Here is an 18,149-nt window from a genome sequence, read left to right as displayed (position 1 = left end):
AGGAATTGCGGTCTCCCTGCTCAAAAATCAGATACGGATAAGGTTTCAGTTCATCGAGCGTGATACACTTCCGGTCTGTGTTTCCCGCAGGATAAAACCGTACCGGTCCGCGTCGCACTCCTTGACAACCTCGACGAATGCGTTTACCGCGAACGAATAGTACTGACATGACACGCAGAACTTTGGCACGCGCTTATTGCCCACGCCGAAGTGCTTCTGCATGATGTCTGCCTGCTCGAGCAGCATACGCGCAAACGAAAGCAGTGCCGCACTCATCCGTGCTCTGCCCGCACGGTTCCGCGCACTGACGGAAAAGTACGGCTGCGCCTTCTTGGACAGCTCGGCTGTCACGGCGGCAAAGTGCTCGGACCAGATTCATCTGACCGCAGAGGAGCACGCCGTGCTCGGCAGGCTCATTGCGGACAGGCTGCGCGAGCTGCTTTAACCCCCCTGTCCAAAATCATTCGTCATCTTTTCCCCTTCCTTGATACTGCAAACGCGGTAAAATACAGGCGCAACCCGTTTCAGCGGAATGCAAGGGTGCCAGGCTATGGCAGCCGCCGCAGCGCACAAGCGGAAAAGCAGCGCAGGCGCCTTTCACCCCGGTTTTGTCACCTGACAAAACCGGGGTGTTTTTTTACCGCATTTTATCCACAGCCTGTTGATAACTTCTGTGGATTGTGTGTCATTTTTTGCAGAATTTACGCGTAGTTCACTCTATTTTTCCTATCGGTGTATTTCGTGTCGAAAATCGGACATTTCGTGTGCCCGACCGCACAGCAGGCTGCAAAGCTGCTATGATAAACGCAGGCAATTTTCAGTCTCTTTTCTGCAGGCGCGGCTCGTTCCACCGCACCGCAGAATTGGAAAAGGAGGAATATACCATGAAATTCAAACGCGGCATAAGCCTTGCTCTGGCACTGGCTCTTATCGCCGGCATAGGCGGCCCGCTTGATATCCGCGCAGCGGCGGCGGATACCGGCAGCTCGGACGCGCTTGCGGCGCTCGGTATTGATTCGAGCAAAGCGCCCGACGGCTTTAATGCCAACGACCCCAGCAACCCATACGGGCGCAATACCATCAAGGTTACGCCGGTGTACGAGCTGTATACCGTTGGTCTGACAAGTGATGTTCTGCCGTCGGATACCATCAGTATGGGAACCAAGGCCGACGCAGAAAGCTGTGCAAAGAGCACTTCCGCATCCAACGATAAGGATAACAAGCTGCAGAGCACGCTGTACGGCAATGATGATAACACATCTACCAAGGCTCAGCAGTTTTTGACGGCTAAAACCAATTCCAAGGAAATCTCCAAGGGTAAAACCACCTCTACCGGCACATACGCACAGTTCCCGGTGGGCAGCAAGGACAATGGCGGCTATGCCACCAAGGGCTATCTGACCGGCATGACCAATGCTACTACCGATTTGCAGGATGGTACCGATTACGCCATGGCAGACGTGGCCGCAGGCCATTTCACCTCGAGCAGTGACGCCAAGTCCTCGCAGACGGTCATGGTTTACGCCGGTGACCTGAGCGCAAAAGGCGGTCTGTACCTGCGATTCGGCGATGCTGAATCCGGCAAGTACGGCAAGCCGATCACGCTGCTGGACACCAGCAAGGAAATCGGCAACCCGAATCTGACCGACACCAGCGATGAAGGCAGCACGACCGCCAAAAAGGTCGAAAACTTCGCAGAAAACCCGTATCAGCTGAAAAACTACCTGCAGGTAGCTACCGGCGACTGGGACAACGACGGTAAGGACGAGGTTGCGGTCTATGTGCCGGAGGTCGGCAATTCCCGCATTGAGATTTACGACCTGCAGACTGAAGATTACTCCCATCCCTCTAACTGGAGACAGGCGTGGACGTACTTCTTCCGTGAGGGCAGTGTCGTTTCCAACATGATCTCTCTCGTCAGCGGTGACGTCAACCAGGACGGCGTAGACGATCTCGCCTGCACCTGGGGTTACTACTACGGTCCGCAGCAGAACGCAGGCTCGCGTGCCGTTGTAATGTTCGGCTCCACGAGCGCGCACATGCTGCAGAGCTCGCAGGAATTCCCGCTGACCTATGAGGGCAGCAATCTGGTCCGCGCATCCTTCGCCTTCGGCGATATGACCGGCGGCGGCAAAACGCTGATTCTGGCGGCTCAGTCGGATGCCGACCTCAAGGCAAATAAGCAGAACACGCGCTATGTAGGCTTGTACGCATGGAACGGCGTCACCTTCAAGCCGTCTGTCTCTAAGAATTTTGATCTGTTTGCAAAGAACGATAAAGGCGAGTACATCTACGGTGCAATGGCAAAGCACAACGATACCTTCCGTTCTCTGCCGCTGTGTCCGGCCAATACAGCTATCATCTCCCGTCCGACCGCAGGTGAAAAAGCCGATAACGGCAAAACCAGTGATCTGCTGTACTTTGATAGCCTTGTTGTCTCCTGCGATGAGAACGGTCTGAATATCAAGCAAGCGCTTGACAACAATACGTCTGCTATGCCAGGCGAGGACTACGTTGAGTACGATGCATCCGCAGGCTCTGTGACCACCGCGGTGGATGCAAACAACAACACCGCAGGTTCGGGTACGCTGTTCACCCTGACGCAGACTATGTCCAAGGATGAGAACAAGCAGTCTGATAAGTACACGGTAGACGGTAAGGTTCCGCATTACGAGCTCCGCTACTACTACAAAAACTGGCTGCACAAGCTGTTCAAGATTCGCTCCTCCTACTGGGCGTTCACCGGTACATACGATACTGTAAACAAGGAAACAAACTCCACATACAACAAGCGTACTCCCGGTACAACCACCCTTTCGACCGTCAACCTGTTTGACGGCTCTCAGCCGGTAAAAACCGATGTCAACAGCTCGTACACGCTCTGTCTCGCCAACACAGACGACGATACCAGCTACATGACCTACACCGGCAAGCACTATTACACCTACTCCGACCCGCAGGTTCTGGCGGTACTGGCTTCGCCTCCGTACTTCTCCGATCTGCTCGACCGTGATGACCTGTCCGGCAACTATGCCGAGTCCTCCACCACCTACTCGAGCATGAAGGGCACCGAGAACGGCACCAGCTCCTCCTCTACCATCTCGGTCGGCGCATACGTCTCCTTTGAGCAGGAATTCTCGGTATTCGGCGTTAAGATCGGCAGCGTTGAGGCGGAAGCCGCCTTTACCTCCGGTTTCACCTACGAGACCGAGCACACCTCCTCGCTCGAGCAGTCCATCACCTACGAGACAACCTCCGGCGAGGACAGAGTGGCGTTCTATTCCATCCCGATGGAGATTTACGAGTACACCTCCTACATCCCGGATGGAACAGGCAAATACACGGAAGTAACCTCCACCGTTTCCATCCCGCACGAAGCCTCGATCGGTCTGATCGACCTGTCCGACTACGAAAACATTGCCGAAGATTACAGCGTTCTGCCATCCATTTCGGGCAGCGTGCTGACGCATACGATCGGTGATCCGTCCAGCTATCCGACCAAGGAATATGCAGGTTCCAAGGCTTATGAAGGCAAGCCGGCTAAGGTTGACTTCACCGCGGCAGGCGGCGGCTCCGGCATCACGCAGGAAATCAGCTTCTCCACCTCGGACAGCAAAAACTACACCAACACCACCTCTATCGAAACCAAAGCCGGTGCAGGCGCAGGCGGCGTAACCGCAGGCGTTGTGGCAGGTTCGGAACACTCTGCCGGCAAGGTATCGGTCAACACCGCAGGCGGCTCGTTCTCCGGTTCGCTGCAGAACATGCCGATCGAAGCAAAACCATACGGCTACGGCATGAACTGGCGTATTTTCTGCTACAACTACCGCAGCGGCAATCAGGCGTTCCCGGTTGTTACCTACGCGGTAACCGAGCCGCAGGCTCCGTCTCCGCTGCCGGACGATTTTGAGCAGGATGTTGCGGCAACCACCAATGATTCCGTCACCCTGACGTGGACGTACGACAAGATCGTTTCCGGTTTCCAGCTGTACCGCTACTACAACTTCCCGGACGGCTCCGGACGCAAGGAACTCGCATTTGTGCCGTTCACCGATGGTGAGCGTCACGATGACGGCACCTACACCTTCAGCTACACGGATAAGAACCTGTCTCCCTATACCGAGTATGAGTATCAGATTCAGACCCGCAACAACAACAAGGCTGAGCAGCAGCGCAACAGCATTTACAGCGAACCGCTGACCTGCCGCACCAAGACCACAGCAGGCTATCCCGATATTTCGGTAACGATTGACGGCAAGGAGAAGCAGACGGTTCTGCCGATCTATCCGGATTCTCTGGCAACCGCAACGGTTAAGTATAACGGAGACAATAAAAATCCGGACGGCGGCAAGTACAACAGCGTAAGCTATCAGTGGCAGAAGCTGAACAATGGTTCCTGGACCGAGATTGCCGGCAGCGTTTCCGATACGCTAAGCATCGAAAACGCCGGTTCTGCCGACAAGGGAACTTACCGCTGCCGTCTGAATGTGCTTTACTACGATAACACCTCCAAGACCGAGTACAGCATTTCCGCTTACTCGCCTGAGATTACCACACAGTACAGCAAGCGCACGCCCAAGTGTGAGCTGAATGTTACGGCAGAGAATGTACAAAAAGACAACACTGCTCAGTTTGACCGCACGCTGCACATCAATGCTAAAATGAGTTCCGCGTCTGCTACCTCCACCATCCCGACCGGCACGCTCAGCTTCCTGATTCGCGGCACGGACTTCTCTACCACGGTTGCCGCAGAGATTGGCGCCAATGGCGTGGCCACCAAGGACGTTGTCGTGCCCGCAGACGGTGCTTACACGGTTACCCCGTATTATCCGGGCAGCTATGTATTCAAGGATATGAGCAACGCGGAAGGCCAGATGGTTCTCGTTGGCGAGAACGCGACCGGCTATCAGCTGACGCTCACCAACGGCAATAATAACAACAGCGTCACCCGCTTCACCTACGGCGATACGGTAACGCCGTCGCTCTCCCGCATGAGTAAAGATACGCATGGTCTGCAGAAGGTCAATAACGCGACCTTCAAGTATGCAGTTTCCGGTTCGAAAACACAGCAGGATTTGACCAATCCGCTGAATGTCGGCACTTATACGCTGTATGCTTATGTAAACGGCGAAACCAAGCCGGTTGCGGAAACTAAGTTTACCGTTGTTCAGCGTGCCGTTACGCTGCGTGTTGTTACTCCGAAGGACGGCGTTGCACAGGATAAGGTTAATCCTACCGACTCGAAACAGCTTTCTCTCGCGGCAGACACGAAAAACATGACTGCTGATGAGATTGATGCTCTGCACCTTGACTATACCGCAGTCAACACCGCAGGCAATACGGTACCGCTCGCGCCGAACATTGCGCCCAGCAACTACACGGTTTCTCCGTGCACGACCGCTAAAACCAGCAAAACGTTGTACAACAACTATGAATTCACCTTTATCCCCGGTGTTTACACGGTAAACGGCCTGACTTACATCCTGACCCTCAAGGCTGAGGACTTCGGTGAAGGCGCAAACAAGCACTCTGTCGGTTCTGCGTCGATCATTACTGCAGGTCTGAACGCCGGCAAGGCGGATGACGGCAGTACAATCTCCAGCTTCACTGCCAACACCGATGTTACTCTGACGGCTGTGCCGGATGCAGGTTATGCTGTCGATTACTGGACCTATGACGGCAAGGAAATCGAGGACAGCAAGGAGAAGAGCTCGGTTACCATCAAGACCCTTGCAAAACCGGCATCTGTTTTGGTTTACTTCAAGACCACCAATACCAAACTGAATGCTTCCGTTCAGAATAAGCAGGGCGGTACACTCAAATGCACGGATGAAGATGGCTCCGAAAGCCTCAAGAACTTCCCGGCTTACATTGCCAGCGGTGCAAAGTTCAACTTCACCGCAACGCCGAACACCGGCTGGCACTTCAAGCAGTGGATTCTCACGAAACGCGGTGCAAACAGTTATCCGTCCGGCACCCCGCACGATAACGGCTCCAACACGCTCTCTGTTGAGGTTGGCGTGCAGGATATTGATCTGGCTGCCGTATTTGAGCGCGACAGCTACACGCTGACGCTGGAAGGTGAACTGACCGCAAGCTATCAGACGGTTGATCCGAACGATACCTCCAAGACGCTCACCAAGCCTCTCAAGAGCGGCGAAAGCGTTACCGGCGATACAAAGATTACGGTAGCGCCCAAGGCAGGCTATGCTGCCGCCACGGGCGAGACCTATCAGGTGAACGGCAAGGCTGTTGAAGCAGGAAAGCTCAACGCTGACGGCAGCTATACCTTCCCCATCACTGAGAATACCAAGGTTTCGCTCAAGACCGACCGTGCCGCATTTGCGATTACAACACCGGAAATGGAGCATGGCACGATCATTGCAACCGTAGACGGCAAAGCTGTGGACGATCTGTCCAAGATTCCCGGCGGCAGCAAGGTTGAGCTGCAGGCACGCGCAGACCGCGGCTGGCATTTCAAGAATTGGGTTGTAAACGGTACTGACGCTACGGCAAAGCCCAACGGCACCTACACCATCAGCGAACTGGCCGGCGATCTGTCCATCAGCGCTGAATTTGCCCAGAGCGATTCCTACACCGCCAAGGCTACCGCTGCGGCCGGCAACGGCACCGTAAAATACACGCTGTATGATATCTACGGCAAGGAAGTTGAGACCAAGGCTATGCCTGCAGAAGGCGTAACCATTTATAAGGATGAGGAAATCACCTTCCATGCAGCGCCGAAGACTGGCTATCAGGTTGAACAGTGGGAAGTAAACGGCAAAAAGACTGCCGGAAACTCCAAAACCAATCCGGAAGGCAAAATCCGTGCGGACAAGAATATTACTGCAACCGTATACTTTAAGGTTACGGCAAGCTATCAGCTTACTTTCGGCACCGTTGGTGAGAACGGCCATCTGACCGCCAAGATTGACGACACCGCGATTGACTCTCAGACCAAGCAGCCGAACAGCAGTGAAATCACCTTCACTGCAGCACCAAACACCCAAAAGATGGTCGAAAAGTGGACGGTTACCCAGGGTGACATTACCGCAGCAGAAAACGATGCTGCTGTACAGGTTGATGGTGTAAATCTTGTCGATCCAATTTATATTCACACACTCGATGCCAACCAGACCATCCGCGTTCACTTCACCGACCTTGAGCAGTACAACGCAGCAATCACCGGCACGAACGGCACCGGCAACTTCACCTACACCACACCGATTCAGCCAACCGACACCGGTGCAGTCAACAGCACATCCGCTCAGGTTCGCAAGAACGGCACGGTCAAGCTGACGCTCACGCCGAGCACAAACTGTGTCGGCACCGCCGAAGAAATTAAGTCTGAACTCGAGAAGGCGGCTCCGAATGCCGTTGTTTCCGTCACCGAGAAGGACAGCAGCTTTGAAGCGGTTATCCGCAACGTAACAGAAGCTCTGGCGGTCAACACCGACAATCTGTTCCACAAGACCTACGCAATCACGGCCAATAAGGCCGAAAACGGCAGCGTTTCCGCTTCTGCGGCACGCGCCAAGGCCGGCGACACGGTAACGCTCACTGCAACACCCGCAGGCGGCTATCAGTTGAAAACCCTGACGCTGGCACCGGAGACCGCACTCGACAAGACGGTTTCCGCGTCCACCCTGACCTACACCTTCACCATGCCGGCAAATGACGTTACTGTCACCGCAGCCTTTGCCGCCAAGCCGAGCAGCGGCGGCGGTGCAGGCGGCGGCGGTGGAGCGGGCGGCGGCGGTGCTGCACCTGCTCCGTCCGACAACGGCTCGTCCTCCATCACTGCACCGGACGGCACCAAGATTCCCGCAACGGTTTCGGTAAAGAACGGCACCGCAGCGGTTTCTGCCGACAGCTCCAAGCTGACTGCGGTTTCCGGCAAGGATTCGCTGACGCTTGATCTGTCCGCAGACTCCACCGTACGCGCGGTATCGCTCACCGGCGATGTGGTAGCTGCTCTCGCCGGTGCAAAGAACGGTGCAGTGCTTACCCTGCCGAACGGCACGGTTGCACTCGACCGTGAGACGCTGACCGCACTCGGCAGCGCCGCACAGGCTGACGGTATGGCAAGTATTTCGCTCGCTTCCGCTGACAAGTCCTCCCTGACTGACGCACAGCGCAAATACCTGCCGAAGAACAGCACCATCCTGAACATTTCCGCGCAGGTACAGCCGAAAAACGGCACTGCAACCCGTGTTCACGCGCTGAACGGCACGGCTGCGATTTCTGTGGCATACAGCCTCAAGAGCGGCGAGAACGCCGATCATCTGGTTGCATACTATCTTGCTGAGGACGGCTCGTTTGAAAAGCTGCCTGTCATTTATGATGCAGCGACCGGAAAGGCTACCTTTAAGACCACCCACTTCTCCACCTTCGTTATCACTCACGAGTACAGCAGCGACTTCTCCGATGTCAACCTGCGCAAGTGGTTCTACAACGAGGTCAACACCGCACTCGAGAACGGCTGGTTCAAGGGCCTGACCGCGACTAAGTTCGGTCCGGATGACGGCATGACCCGCGCAATGCTGGTTCAGGTACTCTACCGCATGAGCGGCAGCAAGGCCGCTTCCACCGCACAGTTCACCGATGTGGCGGACGGCAAGTGGTACGCGGAAGCCATCGCATGGGCCTCCGAAAACGGCATCGTCAACGGCTTCACGGACGGCAGATTCCAGCCGGATACGCTGATCACCCGTCAGCAGCTGGCGGCCATCCTGTACCGCTACGATACCTATCGCGGTCATACGCCGCAGGGCAGCGCAGCACTCGATGGCTACGCAGACGCGGCTTCTGTCGAGTCGTGGGCTGCTGAAGCAATGAGCTGGGCGAACGGCAACGGTCTGGTAACCGGCGTTACCCCGACCACGCTCGTGCCGAACGGCACCGCAACCCGTGCTCAGGTAGCGGTTATCCTCAGCCGCTACACCGACCAGTAATCCCATCCGATCCATACCGCACAACGGATGTGGTATGAACAACCGCCCTGTAAGGGCAGACAATACCGACAGCGCCTGAAGACGCACACAAGCGACACCAACTGCCAAATGGTGTCGCTTGTTTATTGCTTCTCACACGGAATACGCTCACGCGAGAACGAATCGAACAGCCGCGGCAGAAATTCCATGCTCATATGTCAGCTTCTCCGGCGTGATATACTCTGCCAACCGAATCGCAAGTATTTTCAGGCTCGCGGCTCATTATATCGTACATCATATTCTATATTTGCATAATACTGTGCAAATTCGACTCATTTTGATTTACAACGTCGTTGCAGGGTGATATACTGAAATTACCATATAAGATGCGCCGGATTATGCTTTGAGGAGAATGCTATAATGACCATGAATGACCCGCTGCTCCGCACGGACAGCTATGCAAAAATCTTCCTGTATAACACCCATGAAACCGTCGCCTGTGTGCCGCGCCACACCATCCGCATGCGCGATAAAGTGCGCCCGGACAAGCTGCGCGAAGCCGTTGAGCAGGCACTGCTGCGCTTTCCGCACATGATGCTGACCGCCGAGCCGACCGAAACTGCGTTCCGCTATCGCCGAAACGTGCAGCCCGCCGTAGTGCTGCCGTTCGACGGCGTATCCACCCGCTACACCATCGGCTCCAAGGATACGAACGGATACTTATTTCTCGTCGGCTACCACGACAAGACCATCTATATGGAGTATCAGCACTCTATCTCGGATGGACGCGGATTCGAGGAGTTTATCCGCTGTGTACTGTTCCAGTACCTGAAAAACTGCGGTTTCCCGGTTGAGAATGACGGCTCTGTGCGCGGCATGGATACCCGCTGGTCTCCCGAGGAGAGCGCAAACGGCTACGAGCAGCTGGCAGACCGTGAATTTTCGCCGGATGGCATCTGGAAAAAGCCGGAGGCTGTTCATGCCCCCGAGGTACAGTGGGGCGCTGACGGCTCCGAGGTCGTCACCGAGGTGACATTCCCGTTTTCGCAGCTGCACGATTACGCAAAGTCCATCGGCGTCAGTCCGCTGTCTGTACTGGCTCCGCTGATGATGAAAGCGTTTGATGATAAGTTCGGCGGAACGGACAAGCCGGTTATCGCGGAGATTCCGGTCGATCTGCGTCCGCTGCTGCCGACGCTTACCACGCGGTATTTTATTTGCTTCATCGATCTGCCGTATTTTCCGGAATACCGCGATCTGCCGAATGACGAGGTGTTCCGGCGCACGAAGGCGTTTTTGAAGGATCAGATGCAGCGCGAACAGCTGCTCTATCGTGCAAAAGCCGCCGCAGACCGCTGTGAATCGCTGCATGAGGCAGATATGCCGCTCGCAGAGAAAATGCAGGCGGCACAGAAGGTCACGACTGATTTTGTGCTCGAGGACAGTTTCCTCATTACCAACGTCGGCCGGTTCGCCCTGCCGGAAAGCTGCCGTCCGTATGTACTCGATTACGGCGCAATCCTGCCGTGCGCCGTGCAGCCGTTTGCGCTGCTGATCTCGTCGTATGGAGATAAAATGAAACTGTCCGTTGCGCAGCGTGATCACGATATGCAGGTTGTCGAGGATTTGTGCGCCGGTCTGCGGCAGCTTGGCATCCAGCCGGAGACACTCAGCTATCCGTTTGTAGTAACACGGTATAACGGACTTGAGTGCGGGATGTAAGTTCAAAACTGTAATTTCAAAAGCAAAACGCTCAGCTATCGTTTGATAGCTGAGCGTTTTGCTTTATCCAAGCCGCGCGACTGTATACCCGACATACAGACCGGCACCGGTCACAAGTGCATTCTCGTCCACATCGAAGCCGCCGTTATGGTTGGTGATCATCGTGTGCGGAAAATCCTGATTGCCGGTGCCGAGATACGCATACGCGCCCGGCTTATACAGCTCAAACTCGGCAAAATTGTCGCCGCTGAGCGACAGCTCACGGTCGGTGACAACGTGTCCTTCTCCGAGCAGCTCGTCCACGACCTGAGCAGCTTCCTCGCACACCTGCGGGTCATTGACGAGCGCAGCGGCAAAGTCCGTCCACTCGATTTCCGCCGTGCCGCCGTACAGCGCAGCGATGCTCTGCGCGGTCTCACTGACCTGTGCGCGAACGCGGTCGCGGCTCTCCTGCGAAATGGTGCGCGTTGTGCCCTCCATTTCAGCAAATGCTGCCACGGCGTTGTAGGTCGTGCCCGCGTTCAGCTTGCCGATGCCGATGATGACCGGCTCGGTCGGTGAAGTGCGGCGCGTAACCAGTCCCTGCACTGCCACAACAATCTGGCTGGCGATATACAGCGCATCCACGCCCAGATGCGGCGTGGAAACGTGCGTAGACTTACCGTGCACATGAATGCGGAAATGATCGACTGCGGCGTTGTTGATGCCCGGTTTGAGTCCTACCGTGCCTGCCTCCAAATCATACGCGGTATGCAGACCGAACACGCGCTCGGCACCCTCCAGCACACCGGCTGCGACAAACGGCTTTGCGCCTTTTCCGATTTCCTCACCCGGCTGAAACACAAAACGGACCTTTCCGCTGAACGCATCTCTGTTCTCCGACAGGATTTTCGCGGCACCCAGAAGGCAGGCCGCGTGCGCATCATGACCGCAGGCGTGCATGACGCCTGCATTCTCCGAACGGTATGCACACTCATGCGTCTCCTCAATGGGCAGCGCGTCGATATCCGCACGCAGAACCAGCACTTTTCCGTTGTCCTTTGCGCCCTTCAGCGTGCCGAGCACGCCGGTTACGCCTACGCGCGTGTGCGGAATGCCGAACTTGTCCAGTTCCTCCTCAATGCGCTGTGCCGTGCGGAATTCCTGCAGGCTCAGCTCCGGGTGCCGGTGAAATTCCCGACGGATGGATACGATGTAGTCCTTCGTTTCCGCTGCGGCTTTCTTTACATCCATGACGGCTTTTCCTCCTGTTTATCGGTGTTTCGGTTTGATCTTATCACGCAGACCTTCCAGACGGTTGAGTGCATCGAGCAGCGTCTCGTCCTTCTTGGCAAAATGCAGGCGAATCAGGTTGTTGACCGGCTCACGGAAAAAGCTCGATCCGGGAACCGCGCCTACGCCGACATAATGCGCCAGATCCTCGCAGAACGCAAGATCGCTCTCGTAGCCGAACTCGGCAATATCAAGCAGAACATAGTACGCGCCCTGCGGGTCGGTATGGGCGATTTTGAGATCGTCCAGACCCTTTAGGAACAGATCCTTTTTGTGCGTGTACTTGGCCTGCAGGTCGTCGTAGTAGTCCTGACCGAACTTCAGACCGGTAACAACGGCCTCCTGCAGCGGTGCTGCTGCGCCGACAGTCAGGAAGTCATGTACTTTTTTTGCACGGTCGATAATCTCCGGCGGGGCAATGATATAACCCAGTCGCCAGCCGGTAACCGAGTACGTCTTGGAGAGCGACGAGCACGACAGCGTGCGCTCCCACATGCCCGGCAGGGTGGCAAAATAGGTGTGCTTGTTCGGCGCGAATACGATGTGCTCATACACCTCGTCGGTGATAACGTAGGTATCGTACTTCTCCGCGAGAGACGCGATAATCTCCAGCTCCTCGCGGGTGAACACCTTGCCGCACGGATTGGACGGGTTGCACAGGATGATGGCCTTCGGGTGCTGACGGAACGCGTCCTCAAGCACGTTCGCATCAAAGTGGAAATCCGGCGGCACGAGCGGCACATAGATAGGCTCTGCGCCGGACAGGATGGTGTCCGCGCCGTAGTTCTCGTAAAACGGGGAGAAAATGATGACTTTATCGCCCGGATTGGTGACTGTCATCATCGCAGCCATCATCGCCTCGGTGCTGCCGCAGGTCGTGACAATTTCGGTGTTCGGGTCGATTCTTCGGCCCATGAAATAGGTCTGCTTGGCGGCCAGCGCCTCACGGAAGTTCTGCGAACCCCAGGTAATGGAATACTGGTGGTAATCCTCGTAGGCCACCTGCGCCAGACGGTCGAGCAGCTCCTTCGGCGGCTCAAAGTCCGGGAAACCCTGCGACAGGTTTACCGCATCATACTGCATGGAAACGCGCGTCATACGGCGGATGACCGAATCGGTAAAGCCGGCGGTGCGCTCAGATAAGCTCTGCATGGTTATTTTCCTCCCACAATGTAAGATTTCTGGTCGTTCAGTGTATGTTTCGGGTCGAGAGCGTTCTTGATCGTGTTCATCACGGCAAGATTCTCCTCCGCAGTTTCCCGCAGGAAATACGGCCGCTTGGAAATGCCGATGCCGTGCTCACCCGATGCTACGCCACCGTAGGAATACGCCTTGGCGTAGGCCTGCTCCATGTTTTCGTGCAGCTCGCGCTCCCATGTCTGCTGGTCGCGGCCGTCACGCACCACGCACAGATGCACGTTGCCGTCACCCGCATGGCCGAACGCGATCATACGCACGCCTGAGGATGCTTCCAGCTCGTTGATGTAGCGAACGAAATCCGCCGTGTGGCTGATTGGCACCACGATGTCCACCGGCTCCTGCTCGGACACGGCCTCGACCGCCATGACGAGCGCACCGCGCACCTTCCAGATGTCCGCCGCCTGCTCGGCACTGCGGAGCACGATATAGTCGATGGCACCGTTGTCAAGCGCAAGGCGGCGCACGCGCTCGATATTCGCGTTGACCTCGCTCTCGTGACCGTCAAACGTCAGCAGAATGTACGAACCGGCATCCGGACGCGGATATTGCACGCCGGAAAAGCTCTCACCGAGGGCTACGACCTTGCGCTCCATGAACTCGACTGCGGTCGGGTTGGCATTCGCCTGCAGGATGGTCAGCACGCTGCGGATGCCCGTGCCGAGGTCAGCAAACGGAACGAGCACGCTCACCGTGGTCTCCGGCTTGGGAAGAAGGCGCAGCAGGCACTTGGTGATAACCGCCAGCGTGCCCTCCGAGCCGATGAGCAGGTGCTTGAGCGACAGTCCGCTCGCGTCCTTCACCTGCTTACCGCCGACTTTCAGCACCGTACCGTCCGCAAGGACAACCTCCAGCCCGCGCACATAGTCGCGTGTTACGCCGTACTTGACCGCACGCATACCGCCCGCGTTGGTGCTGATGTTGCCGCCGATGCTCGAGGCCTTTTCGCCCGGGTCGGGCGGGTAAAACAGACCGTGCTCCTCAACATAGGCCTGCAGATCTTTGAGCAGCATGCCCGGCTCGACGGTGACCGTCATCGTGTCGCGGTCCAGCTCGAGCACGCGGTTCATGCGGGATACATCCAGAATGATACCACCGAACAGCGGAATTGTCGAGCCCACCAGATTGGTTCCCGCGCCGCGCGGCGTGACCGGGATGGCGTTTTCGTTGGCGTACCGGAGCACGCCGCTGACCTCCTCGGTCGAGCGCGCGAACACAAGCGCGTCTGCCGTGCCTGTGCGGCGGCCGAGCGCATCGCTCAGGTATTCCGCCGGAATATTTTCTGCGAAAAGCAGACGGTCTTCATCCGAAATGATGTTCTGCAAAGCCTGTTTGCTTACTTCCATTGCTGTTTCCTCCTGCCGAAAATGCCGCCGGTGCTTTCCGGCGGCATTGGGAACGATTATGAATTACTTGTCTGCCAGCAGATCCTGATCCCAGCCTGCCTTGATGAAGTAGCCGCCGAACTGGTCGTTGAATACCTTCTCGGTCTCATCGGACTGGAACGCTGCTACGACCTTCTTGTAGGTCTCCAGCTTGTCCGCATCCTCGAGGTCAGCGGAACGCGCTGCGATCAGGTTCCAGTACTCCTCGATGTCCAGCTGGTCATCCTTGTAGATGGCGTCCTCAGTCTTAAGGCCGAAATCCAGTGCGTAGTTGCCGTTTACGACAGCTGCGGTAACGTCAGCCAGCGTGGACGGGATTACGTTAGCCTTCAGCTCCTCGATGGTGATCTTGGTGTTGTAGGTCTCGATGTCGTCGATGGTCGGGTTGAACTCTGCGCTGTCCTTCAGCTTGATCAGGCCCGCTGCTTCCAGAACCTTGAGGGCACGGCCGCCGTTGGTTACATCGTCCGGAATGGCTACGGTGTCGCCGTCCTTAAGCTCATCAACCGACTTAACCTTGTCGGAGTACAGGTTCAACGGGATAATAAAGGTATTGCCGATATTCTCGATCTCGTAGCCGTAGTTGTCGATCTCGCTCTGCAGGTAAATACGGTGCTGGAAAGCATTCAGATCGATCTCGCCGTTAGCGAGTGCATTGTTCGGGGTAACGTAGTCCGAGAACTGTACGAACTCAAGGTCGATGCCCTCGTCAGCCAGCTTTTCCTTGGCCGGGGTCCACAGATCCTCGTAGATGCTGCCGACTACGCCGAGCTTTACGGTTACAGCATCGCCGGAATTGCTGTCGGATGCCTGTGCATTATCGGAAGCTGCGCTGCTCGAGCCGCCGCAGGCGGTCAGAGACAGGGCGAGGGTTGCTGCGGACAAGGACAGTGCGATGATTCTTTTGAGCTTCATTGGGATTACCTCCGTTTATGATGTGAATTTTTTAATTGACTGATGTTAGAGAGTGAGCGACAGCTGATAATTCTCGCTCATGGTCTTGCAGGATGCGTTGAACTTCTCCTGCTCCTCGGGAGTCAGGTGCAGCTCGATGATCTCTGCGATGCCGTCGCGACCCACGATAGCGGGCACGCTGGCGTACACATCGTGCTGACCGTATTTGCCGTCCAACAGAACAGAAACCGAAAGAACGCGGTTCTCGTTGTAGAAGATGGCGCGAACGACCTCTGCGGCAGAAGCGCCGATGCCGAACTCGGTGCACTGCTTGCCGCGCAGGATGGTCCAGCCGCCTTCACGGCCTGCGTCAGCAAGCGCATCCAGGTCGAGTTTGCCGAAGGTGTCCGGATACTCCTCGCGCCACTGGGAAAGCGGCTTGCCCGCGATGGTGACAGCCGACCATGCGACCATCTGGCTTTCGCCGTGCTCGCCGAGCGCGTAAGCGGTGATGGATTTTTGGTCAATGCCGATCTCCTGCGCGATCGCGCGGCGCAGTCTTGCGGAGTCCAACGTAGTGCTGGTGGAGAAGATGCGCTCCGGCGCCCAGTTCAGCGTGTGCTGGATGTAATGCGTGATAACGTCCGCCGGATTGGAGATATTGACGATAATGCCGTCAAAACCGGATTCTTTGATGGATTTTGTTACATCCTTCAAAATGGCAATGGTCTGACCCAGCGTATCCATACGGGTCTGATTGCCGGTCGGCAGCGGGCCCGCCGAGATGATCATGATCTGCGCGTCCTTTGCATCGCTGTAATCACCGGCGATGACTTTGGTGCGGACCGGCAGATAGTTGGTCGCATCGGTCAGGTCGAGCGCCTGTGCGACTGCCTTTGCGTGGTCGGAGTCGATGTAGACGATCTCGTCCGCAAGGCTCTGGGAAATAAGGGCATAGCCAACGTGGGAGCCGACATGGCCCGCGCCCACGATAACAACTTTGCGATTGGAAATACTCATGTCAGACACTCCTTAGTGCGTGTTCTTCTTGACGACCTTGCCGCCAGCGAACTCCATAATGCAAACGATGATGACGAGGACCAGCACGGTGACGTTGGTAACGTCCAGCATATTGCGGTCGTGGCCGTAACGGATAGCGAAGTCGCCCAGACCGCCTGCGCCGACGACACCCGCCATTGCGGTCAGGTTCAGCAGGCTGATGGCCGTGATCGTCGTGCCGCGCGCGATGGCGGCAACGCTTTCCTTCAGGTAAACGCGGAAGATGATCTCCAGCGGTGTGGAGCCCATCGAGAGCGCCGCTTCGATCAGACCCGGATCAAGCTCTGCGAGTGCGCTTTCCACCTGACGGGTGAAGAACGGCACCGCACCGAATACCAGCGGAACGATTGCACCCCGAACATAGATTGCCGTACCCATAATTGCACGGGAGACCGGCATTACCCACGTCAGCAGGATGATGAACGGGATGGAACGGAACAGGCTGACCAGCTTGTCCAGAATCTGATAGACGATTTTGTTTTCCAGAATGCCGCCCGGCTTGGTGACCGTGATCAGCACGCCCAGTGTCAGACCGAGCACGAACGAGATCGCACCCGACCAGACCACCATGAGCAGCGTGTCGCCGATGGCTGCATAGAAGTCCGGCAGCTTTGCCATCACGTTCGGAATGATGTTATTCAGAAACTCTTGCATCCTTGATGACCTCCACTCCTACGTTTTTCTCACTGAGATAAGCGATTGCCTGTGTGATTTGATCGCGGCTGCCGCTGATAATGGCTACCGTGCCGCCGATCGGTGCATTCTGCACGATGGCGATATCGGAAAAGATGATGTTGAGCACAATGTCGAATTTGCGCGATACCGTCGAGATGAGCGGCTCGGATACATTGCGCTGAATGTAGCTCAGGCGCACGATAAGCTCGCCCGGATTGAGCTTGACGACCGGCGAATCCTCCGCGATGAGGTCTTCGATCTTGCGGAGATTGGAGGTCGTGTGGATGAAGTTCTTGGTGATGTCCTCTCTCGGGTTGGCGAAAATGTTGAACACCTCGCCGGACTCGACCACCTTGCCGTGCTCCATAACGGCTACGCGGTGGCAGATCTCCTTGACGACCGCCATTTCGTGAGTGATGATAACGACTGTGATGCCGAGGGTTTCGTTCAGGTGCTTGAGCAGCTGCAGAATCGCCTTGGTGGTCTGCGGATCGAGTGCCGAGGTAGCCTCATCGCAGAGCAGCACATTCGGGTCGTTTGCCAGTGCGCGAGCGATTGCTACACGCTGTTTCTGACCGCCGGACAGCTGCTTGGGATACGCCTCCGCCTTATCGCCGATGCCGACCAGATCAAGCAACCGCTGTACTTTTTCCTCGATCTGCTGTTTGGAAAGGCCGCTGCCGCGCAGCGGATACGCTACGTTGCCGGCTACGGTGCGCGAGGGCATCAGGTTGAAGTGCTGAAAGATCATGCCAATCTTCTTGCGGGCCTGCCGCAGCTCCTTTGCCGAGAGCGACAGCATATCCTGACCATCTACGATCACCTTGCCGGAGGTCGGCCGCTCGAGCAGATTGATGCAGCGCACCAACGTCGATTTACCCGCACCGGAAAAGCCGATCATACCGAAAATTTCGCCCTTGTCAATCGTCAGCGAAACATCCTGCACCGCATGAACGGTTCGCTTGCCGCTCACAAACTCCTTCGAGATATGTGACAATTTTATCAAGAAAAT

Annotated in this window: 11 protein-coding genes; 3 read left to right on the top strand and 8 right to left on the bottom strand. The window is 56.3% G+C overall.

Annotated elements, in window-relative coordinates:
• Window positions 1-45 precede the first annotated feature (45 nt).
• Window positions 46-222 (bottom strand): hypothetical protein, encoded by a 177-nt coding sequence (locus DW806_RS15485; RefSeq protein ID WP_194461874.1) that lies wholly within the window; start codon window positions 220-222, stop codon window positions 46-48.
• Between DW806_RS15485 and DW806_RS15480 the strand changes: the two genes are divergently transcribed.
• The 3 genes from DW806_RS15480 (at window position 221) to DW806_RS12485 (ending at window position 10,655) form a co-directional block, all read left to right on the top strand.
• The gene (locus DW806_RS15480; protein ID WP_194461873.1) at window positions 221-445 is read left to right on the top strand and encodes a hypothetical protein; all 225 of its coding nucleotides are present in this window, start codon (window positions 221-223) and stop codon (window positions 443-445) included. The two genes, DW806_RS15485 and DW806_RS15480, sit on opposite strands and share 2 nt — an antisense overlap.
• Before the next feature lie 439 nt (window positions 446-884).
• Window positions 885-8,954 (top strand): InlB B-repeat-containing protein, encoded by an 8,070-nt coding sequence (locus tag DW806_RS12490; RefSeq protein WP_118730155.1) that lies wholly within the window; start codon window positions 885-887, stop codon window positions 8,952-8,954.
• Between the two features lie 399 nt (window positions 8,955-9,353).
• Entirely contained in the window at window positions 9,354-10,655 is a 1,302-nt protein-coding gene (locus DW806_RS12485; RefSeq protein WP_110435567.1) for a hypothetical protein, read from the top strand.
• A 63-nt stretch (window positions 10,656-10,718) separates the two neighbouring features.
• Here the strand turns inward: DW806_RS12485 and DW806_RS12480 are convergent, their stop codons facing one another.
• The 7 genes from DW806_RS12480 to DW806_RS12450 all read right to left on the bottom strand — a co-directional run bounded on the left by DW806_RS12480 (window position 10,719) and on the right by DW806_RS12450 (window position 18,143).
• Entirely contained in the window at window positions 10,719-11,888 is a 1,170-nt protein-coding gene (locus DW806_RS12480) for a M20 metallopeptidase family protein (RefSeq protein WP_118730154.1), read from the bottom strand.
• An 18-nt stretch (window positions 11,889-11,906) separates the two neighbouring features.
• Window positions 11,907-13,079, bottom strand: a complete 1,173-nt coding sequence (locus DW806_RS12475; RefSeq protein ID WP_110435569.1) for a pyridoxal phosphate-dependent aminotransferase — start codon at window positions 13,077-13,079, stop codon at window positions 11,907-11,909.
• Between the two features lie 2 nt (window positions 13,080-13,081).
• Window positions 13,082-14,470, bottom strand: coding sequence for an FAD-binding oxidoreductase (locus DW806_RS12470; RefSeq protein WP_118730153.1), 1,389 nt, complete (start codon window positions 14,468-14,470; stop codon window positions 13,082-13,084).
• Between the two features lie 63 nt (window positions 14,471-14,533).
• Complete coding sequence (locus DW806_RS12465; protein WP_116705218.1) at window positions 14,534-15,424, bottom strand: MetQ/NlpA family ABC transporter substrate-binding protein; 891 nt, start codon at window positions 15,422-15,424, stop codon at window positions 14,534-14,536.
• A 45-nt stretch (window positions 15,425-15,469) separates the two neighbouring features.
• On the bottom strand, window positions 15,470-16,423 hold the full coding sequence (locus DW806_RS12460) for an L-lactate dehydrogenase (RefSeq protein WP_116705219.1): 954 nt from the start codon (window positions 16,421-16,423) through the stop codon (window positions 15,470-15,472).
• 12 nt (window positions 16,424-16,435) lie between these two features.
• Window positions 16,436-17,116, bottom strand: coding sequence for a methionine ABC transporter permease (locus DW806_RS12455; protein ID WP_118730152.1), 681 nt, complete (start codon window positions 17,114-17,116; stop codon window positions 16,436-16,438).
• Window positions 17,097-18,143, bottom strand: a complete 1,047-nt coding sequence (locus DW806_RS12450; RefSeq protein ID WP_118730151.1) for a methionine ABC transporter ATP-binding protein — start codon at window positions 18,141-18,143, stop codon at window positions 17,097-17,099. Before DW806_RS12450 ends, DW806_RS12455 begins: the two co-directional genes overlap by 20 nt.
• Window positions 18,144-18,149: the final 6 nt, after the last annotated feature.

Source organism: Butyricicoccus sp. AM32-19, assembly GCF_003480365.1.
Lineage (GTDB): Bacteria > Bacillota > Clostridia > Oscillospirales > Butyricicoccaceae > Agathobaculum > Agathobaculum butyriciproducens.
The sequence above is the reverse complement of the archived record's forward strand: the minus strand, read 5'-3'. Positions and strand labels throughout refer to the sequence as shown.

Coding starts and splice junctions, on each gene's coding strand:
- DW806_RS15480 (WP_194461873.1), top strand. CDS start 221: ATGATGTCTGCCTGCTCGAGCAGCATACGCGCAAACGAAAGCAGTGCC.
- DW806_RS15485 (WP_194461874.1), bottom strand. CDS start 222: ATGCAGAAGCACTTCGGCGTGGGCAATAAGCGCGTGCCAAAGTTCTGC.
- DW806_RS12490 (WP_118730155.1), top strand. CDS start 885: ATGAAATTCAAACGCGGCATAAGCCTTGCTCTGGCACTGGCTCTTATC.
- DW806_RS12485 (WP_110435567.1), top strand. CDS start 9,354: ATGACCATGAATGACCCGCTGCTCCGCACGGACAGCTATGCAAAAATC.
- DW806_RS12480 (WP_118730154.1), bottom strand. CDS start 11,888: ATGGATGTAAAGAAAGCCGCAGCGGAAACGAAGGACTACATCGTATCC.
- DW806_RS12475 (WP_110435569.1), bottom strand. CDS start 13,079: ATGCAGAGCTTATCTGAGCGCACCGCCGGCTTTACCGATTCGGTCATC.
- DW806_RS12470 (WP_118730153.1), bottom strand. CDS start 14,470: ATGGAAGTAAGCAAACAGGCTTTGCAGAACATCATTTCGGATGAAGAC.
- DW806_RS12465 (WP_116705218.1), bottom strand. CDS start 15,424: ATGAAGCTCAAAAGAATCATCGCACTGTCCTTGTCCGCAGCAACCCTC.
- DW806_RS12460 (WP_116705219.1), bottom strand. CDS start 16,423: ATGAGTATTTCCAATCGCAAAGTTGTTATCGTGGGCGCGGGCCATGTC.
- DW806_RS12455 (WP_118730152.1), bottom strand. CDS start 17,116: ATGCAAGAGTTTCTGAATAACATCATTCCGAACGTGATGGCAAAGCTG.